At 56.1% G+C, this 5358-nt stretch carries 5 protein-coding genes, 1 other RNA gene and 1 pseudogene; 4 read left to right on the top strand and 3 right to left on the bottom strand.

Going from position 1 to position 5358, the window contains the following annotated elements:
* Positions 1-5: 5 nt before the first annotated feature.
* Together ssrS and hisS are read right to left on the bottom strand one after the other, a co-directional pair.
* Positions 6-181: non-coding RNA, 6S RNA (gene ssrS / locus SMC5_RS00300), on the bottom strand.
* A 71-nt stretch (positions 182-252) separates the two neighbouring features.
* Positions 253-1512, bottom strand: a complete 1260-nt coding sequence (gene hisS, locus SMC5_RS00305; protein ID WP_165848888.1) for a histidine--tRNA ligase — start codon at positions 1510-1512, stop codon at positions 253-255.
* 231 nt (positions 1513-1743) lie between these two features.
* On the opposite strand from hisS, the gene SMC5_RS00310 reads away from it, so the two are divergent.
* The gene (locus SMC5_RS00310; protein ID WP_165848889.1) at positions 1744-2556 is read left to right on the top strand and encodes a nuclease-related domain-containing protein; all 813 of its coding nucleotides are present in this window, start codon (positions 1744-1746) and stop codon (positions 2554-2556) included.
* Here SMC5_RS00310 and SMC5_RS00315 read toward each other — a convergent pair.
* Entirely contained in the window at positions 2553-3170 is a 618-nt protein-coding gene (locus tag SMC5_RS00315) for a YdcF family protein (RefSeq protein ID WP_119119131.1), read from the bottom strand. The genes SMC5_RS00310 and SMC5_RS00315 overlap by 4 nt on opposite strands.
* 72 nt (positions 3171-3242) lie before the next feature.
* Here SMC5_RS00315 and dnaX point away from each other — a divergent pair, with 72 nt between their 5' ends.
* The 3 genes and pseudogenes from dnaX to SMC5_RS11510 form a co-directional block, all read left to right on the top strand.
* A complete protein-coding gene (dnaX, locus tag SMC5_RS00320) occupies positions 3243-4844 on the top strand; it encodes a DNA polymerase III subunit gamma/tau (RefSeq protein ID WP_119119132.1) in 1602 nt (533 codons plus the stop codon).
* A 20-nt stretch (positions 4845-4864) separates the two neighbouring features.
* Positions 4865-5176, top strand: a complete 312-nt coding sequence (locus tag SMC5_RS00325; protein ID WP_119119133.1) for a YbaB/EbfC family nucleoid-associated protein — start codon at positions 4865-4867, stop codon at positions 5174-5176.
* A gap of 3 nt (positions 5177-5179) precedes the next feature.
* Positions 5180-5358, top strand: a pseudogene (locus SMC5_RS11510) (recombination protein RecR); the annotation flags it as partial.

The raw sequence follows: 5358 nt of genomic DNA on the forward strand, positions 1-5358 counted from the left end.
CAAGAGGCCACCCCACAAGGTCGTGCCTTGACGAAGCTTTTGAACCTGCCTAAGCAGGTGGGAGCATAAAGTTCCCTGCTTCAAGAACACTGCGAAGCGCTCGTATCCACAGGGCATCTGCTTCCGAGTGATTTGTGTTGGCTCAAACCCGTCAAGTGGTTCACGGGCATCGCAGGGTGACACAACACTATTATACCCGAAAACACAGGAAAACCAACGCAAACCCCCGGACATACCTGAATATCTCCAGCTCTACTTCTGGACAGCACTGGCAAGGCAAGCGGCTACGTCAGCCAATGCTACCGTCAACTGGGAACCTGACGTCAGGTCTTTTACGGCGCAGGTGCCCGCCGCAATCTCGTCTTCACCGAGGATGAGTGCCATGCGCGCTCCCCTCTTGGATGCTCGTGCCAGTTGCTTTCCAAACCCATCCTGACGCATATCCAGATCCAGGACCCAGCCCGCGCCGGCCAAGGTGCGCCTCAACTCGAAGGCGACAGCCGTGGCTGTTTCCGAGTGGACAATGTATGCCAGGGGGATTGCCAGTGATCCAGTGAGCTCGGGATACCGCGCTGTCAGCACGGAAGTAAGGCGTTCAAGCCCAAGACCCCAGCCGACGGCAGGAGTAGCCGGTCCCCCCAGGTGACGGACGAGATAATCGTAGCGGCCCCCTCCCAGGAGGGCATTCTGCGCACCGAGATCCTCAGAGATAACCTCAAATACGGTCTTGGTGTAGTAGTCAAGGCCTCGGACCAGTCTGTGGTTGAGGCGATACGGAATCTTCAGAGCGTCGAGAGTCGAGAGCAGGCGGTGAAAATGGTCCTCGCAGTCTGTACACAGATAGTCCGCGGACTTTGGCAGCGACTCCAGGAGTGACGGATCTTCGTGCTTACAGTCGAGCACACGGAGAGGATTGTCGTTCATGCGTCTCTTGCAGTCCTCACACAGCTCGCCCTCATGTGCTGCCAGCGCAGCCCGGAGGGCGTCCTTGTAGGCGGGTCGACAGTTATCATCGCCGATGCTGTTGATATCGACGGACAGGTGTGCCAGGCCGAGTCTTGACAGCATTGTCATGACCATGTCGATGACCTCTGCATCCTGAACTGGCGATTGCTCGCCGAGAGCCTCGACTCCAAAGCTGTGGAACTCGCGCTTGCGCCCACTCTGAGGTTGCTCATATCGGAAGAATGACCCCATGTAGTAGAACTTGGCCGGAGAAGGCTGCAGATTGATCTGATGTTCTATGTATGCGCGACACGTTGCAGCTGTGCCTTCAGGGCGCAGGACGAGATGACGTCCTTTCTTGTCAGGAAAGGCATACATTTCCTTCTCGACGATATCGGTGTTTTGCCCAACCGACATAGAGAAAAGCTCCTCCATCTCGATGGTCGGGGTGCGGATTTCTTCGTAGCCATAAGCTTTGGCAGTGTTAGCCATGGTTCTCTCCACATGTTGCCACAGAAGGACTTCGGGTGATGTTATGTCGCTGGTCCCCTTGACTGACTTGATCATGATGATCCTCCAAACATATATGCTAGTCAGTATAGTTGCTGGGTGCGAAAAGAAAACCGACCTGTTTGTGCGGAGGCAGCCTGGAGTGGTTGCTAACTGCGACAAGTGACGAACAGCAGTCGATGCGGGAGGCATTGGGTTGCACGTGGACGACAAGAGTATAAACTAAAGAACTTGGGCCATTTCTGAATGGTTCTGGTGATTCGAGGCAGTCTTTTCACGGGAGAGTGGATGGCACAAGTTCATGGCAAGGCTGGAGCAGCTACATACCATAAGGGCGATCGGCTCATGTACCGGGCTCTTGTTCCTATGCTGATGATGGGAGTTCTGATTTATCTCCTGTTCCGGTCGGGAGTCCAGTCCACGGGCTTCTTTGGCGCTGGAGCGGCGTGCGTCGTCGTGGCTCTGGGATTCTGGTGTGTGCGCGACGTCTTCAGTTTAGAAGCTGCTGCCGACCAGTACTATGGTGGGGCTGGCGGCGAGTACGATGTTGGCGTTGTTCTCTCACGACTACCACAGGAGTTCCACGTGTTTAACGGTCTCGGCTTCTATGCAGGCGATGTCGATCATATCATCGTCGGCCCAACTGGCGTCTTCGTCGTCGAGACGAAGAACCATTCCGGCACCATCAGTCTGAGGGGCGGACGTCTGTGCAGGAACGGCAAACTTCTGAACCATGATTTCGTGCGCCAGGCCACATCGGAAGCGATGTATGTGAAGGGACGGCTGAAACCACAGGTTCCGTGCCATGTTCGGCCTCTGGTTGTCTTTGTCAGGGCGAAGGTCCGCGTTCAAACAGCAGTTGAAGGCGTGCGGGTTGTTGCTCTTTCCTCTCTCATCGACACCATTGTGGGTCGGGCGCCATCTCTGTCGCCCGAAGACATTCGACGGTATACAGGGCGCCTTGGGGGTTTCGACATAACGGTCGCTTCCCGATCGACGCGAGAGCTACAGGGAGCACTGAGGTTCAGCCATGGCGTATTGCTTGCCGGGGCTGCCCATCCGGGCTTTGTTCGTATCGCATTGACCAGGCATTCCCGCTAATCAGGCGACACGGCGAAGACAAGCAGGTCCTTGAACAATGCAAGTTCTTCGCGGACTGTTGCCCTTGCTCTCTGCTGGACACTGAGCCAGACGGGTGTCTCGACGGGTGGGCTAGTGAACGCTTGCAGACCGTACAGGCGGGCCAGGATCATGATTCGTGCCATGTGAAAGGGCGATGAGACCATCAGGCAAGAGGTCAGGGCGTTCCCCTGCATGTAGCGCTTGAGGTTTATCAGCGTTTGAGCTGTGGTGACACCTGTGTTGTCGAATATCAGGGCGCTGCGAGGGACTCCCTGCTTGATAGCGACAGCACCCATGACATCCGATTCACTCAGATTCGACCCCGTAGGACCTCCGGACAGAAACAGCAGCGGAGCGCGTCCTTCACGATACAGCTGAACCGCACACAAGATGCGCGCTTCGAGCTCCGGTGATGGACTGTTTCCCCAGACTGCAGCTCCGAACAGACAAATCACATCAGCCCGCTCAGATTGTTGTTTGTATCCATACAGGTCGATCCCCGCATAGGTCAGAGCGAGAACGGCACCTACTGCACATATGAGTATGATGAGTGTTCGGAAGAATCGTTTCACTCCAACAGTATAGGCTGGCATTTTGGCGCCTCAAGAAGTCGTGGTCTGAACTTTTCTTGCAATGATGTGCGCGGGCAATATACTACAAACACTATGGCATCCACTGAGCGCTACGTTTCACTATACCGAAAGTACCGCCCCACCACGTTCGACGGCGTCATTGGTCAGGAGACGGTCGTACGTATTCTGAAAGGGTCTGTCGATACTGGCAGGACCTCCCATGCATATTTGTTTGCTGGTCCCAAGGGTACCGGCAAGACGACGGTAGCCCGCATACTGGCAAAAGCACTGAACTGCGACAAGGGACCCAGCAGTCATCCCTGCATGGAATGTGAACACTGCAGAGCTATCACGTCAGGGACGGACATCGACGTCATTGAGATCGATGCTGCCAGTAACCGGGGCATCGACGAGATCAGAGACTTGCGTGAGTCCACCAGGTTTGTCCCCGCTCGCAGTCGCAAGAAGGTTTTCATCATCGATGAAGCCCATATGCTCACCGTCCAGGCTTTCAACGCACTCCTGAAGACGCTCGAGGAGCCGCCTGACTACGTAGTGTTCATCCTCGCTACGACGGAACCTCAAAAACTGCCTGAGACGATCCTGTCCCGGTGCCAGCGGTTCGACTTCAAGCGGATTTCGGAAACGGCCATGTTCGAGTACCTTCAGGGCCTTCGCAACATCGAAGCTCCAAACATAACCGATGAGGCCCTTCACCAGATAGTTGCGCTCAGCGGGGGTTCGATGAGAGGCGCCATAGGTCTTGTCGACCAGTTCTCCGTGTTTGGAACCGAATCAGTGTCTAGCGCGACGGTGCTGGACCTGCTGGGGCTGCCCACCGAAGAAAACATTTCCTTGCTTGTCGAGGCCCTGCTCTCTCGCGATCCGAAGGCAGTCAGCTCTGTCCTGGACCAGTTGGAACGAAGTGGAATAGAGCCTGCTGACCTGCTTGAAAGGACGATTGCCCTTATCAGTGGGTACATTCTTGACAAGGTGACGCTGCGGATTCCTAGTTCGGACAGCATTCCCAACGATCGCCTCAAGGCGTTCCCGGACGCAACTCTGGTAAACCTTGCAGCGGCCTTTGCACGAATCCAGCAACAGTCAGTTTACCTGTCGGATCCGTATCCTCTTGTCCAGGCTTTCCTGCTCGCAATAGCCCTTGACCTGCCCATGGGTCTCGATCGCTCGCATGAAGAGTTCTCCCGTGAAGTGCAGTTCACGAGTAGTCAGGATGCGCCCAGGCCTGCGGTCCGGCAGATGGAGACTGTACAGAAGGCTGTTGAGGTGTCCCCTGACAGTCCTGGCGAGACAGTTCCAGAAACCAGAAGCATATCCACAGGGGAACCTGCAGATCAATGGGCGCACTTCAAGGCACTTGTCTCTGACGCCAGCAAGCCCATCGGGGTGATGCTGCAGGCGCTCGATGTTCGCGAAGTCGGGGTCGACCAGGGCGTCTTGCGGATCGTTCTCGGTCCCAAGACCAAGTTGTTCCGTACAATGCTCGAGCAGAAGCAGGACGAAGTTCTTGTCCCAGCGGCGCGGTCCGCCTATGCAGTGGACCAAGTCAAGCTGGTCGAGGAGGGATCCCAGGAGCCTGCGCGGCAGGAAACCGTGGCAGAGGTTCCGGTGGATGACAAGCTGGAATTGCTCAAGAAGACGTTTGATGCGACGGAGTCGCTGTTCGGCTCCTGAGGTGATAGGGGAGGAGCCATATGTACAACGTCAACAATCTCATGAAGCAGGCCCAGAAGATGCAGGAAGATGCAGCACACGCCGACCAGGAGCTGCTGGATCGCAGGATATCTGCCACTTCAGGTGGAGGCGCTGTCACGGCTGTCGTCAACGGCAAGAAAGACCTCATCGGCATCACCATCCAAGCGGATTTCGATCTTGGTGACGCTGAGATGGCTGCAGATCTTGTCGTCGCTGCCGTGCGCGAAGCCCAGGTCGAAGCAGATCGTCAGGCCGAGGAGATCATGAAGAAGGTCACCGCTGGCATGCCGCATATTCCCGGGCTCGGGTAAGCGGTGTTCCTGCCCAAGCGTTTCATCGAGGTTTCCGCCAGGCTGGGCAATCTCCCCGGCATTGGACCGAAGGCTGCTGACAGACTTGTGTTTTATCTACTGGACCAGCCAGAGGACGATGTACGTGCTCTTGCTGAATCTTTGATGGCTGCGAAGCGCGAGATCACTTTCTGCAGACGGTG

Origin of the sequence: Candidatus Cryosericum odellii, assembly GCF_003570935.1 — a bacterium.
Classification (GTDB): domain Bacteria; phylum Caldisericota; class Caldisericia; order Cryosericales; family Cryosericaceae; genus Cryosericum; species Cryosericum odellii.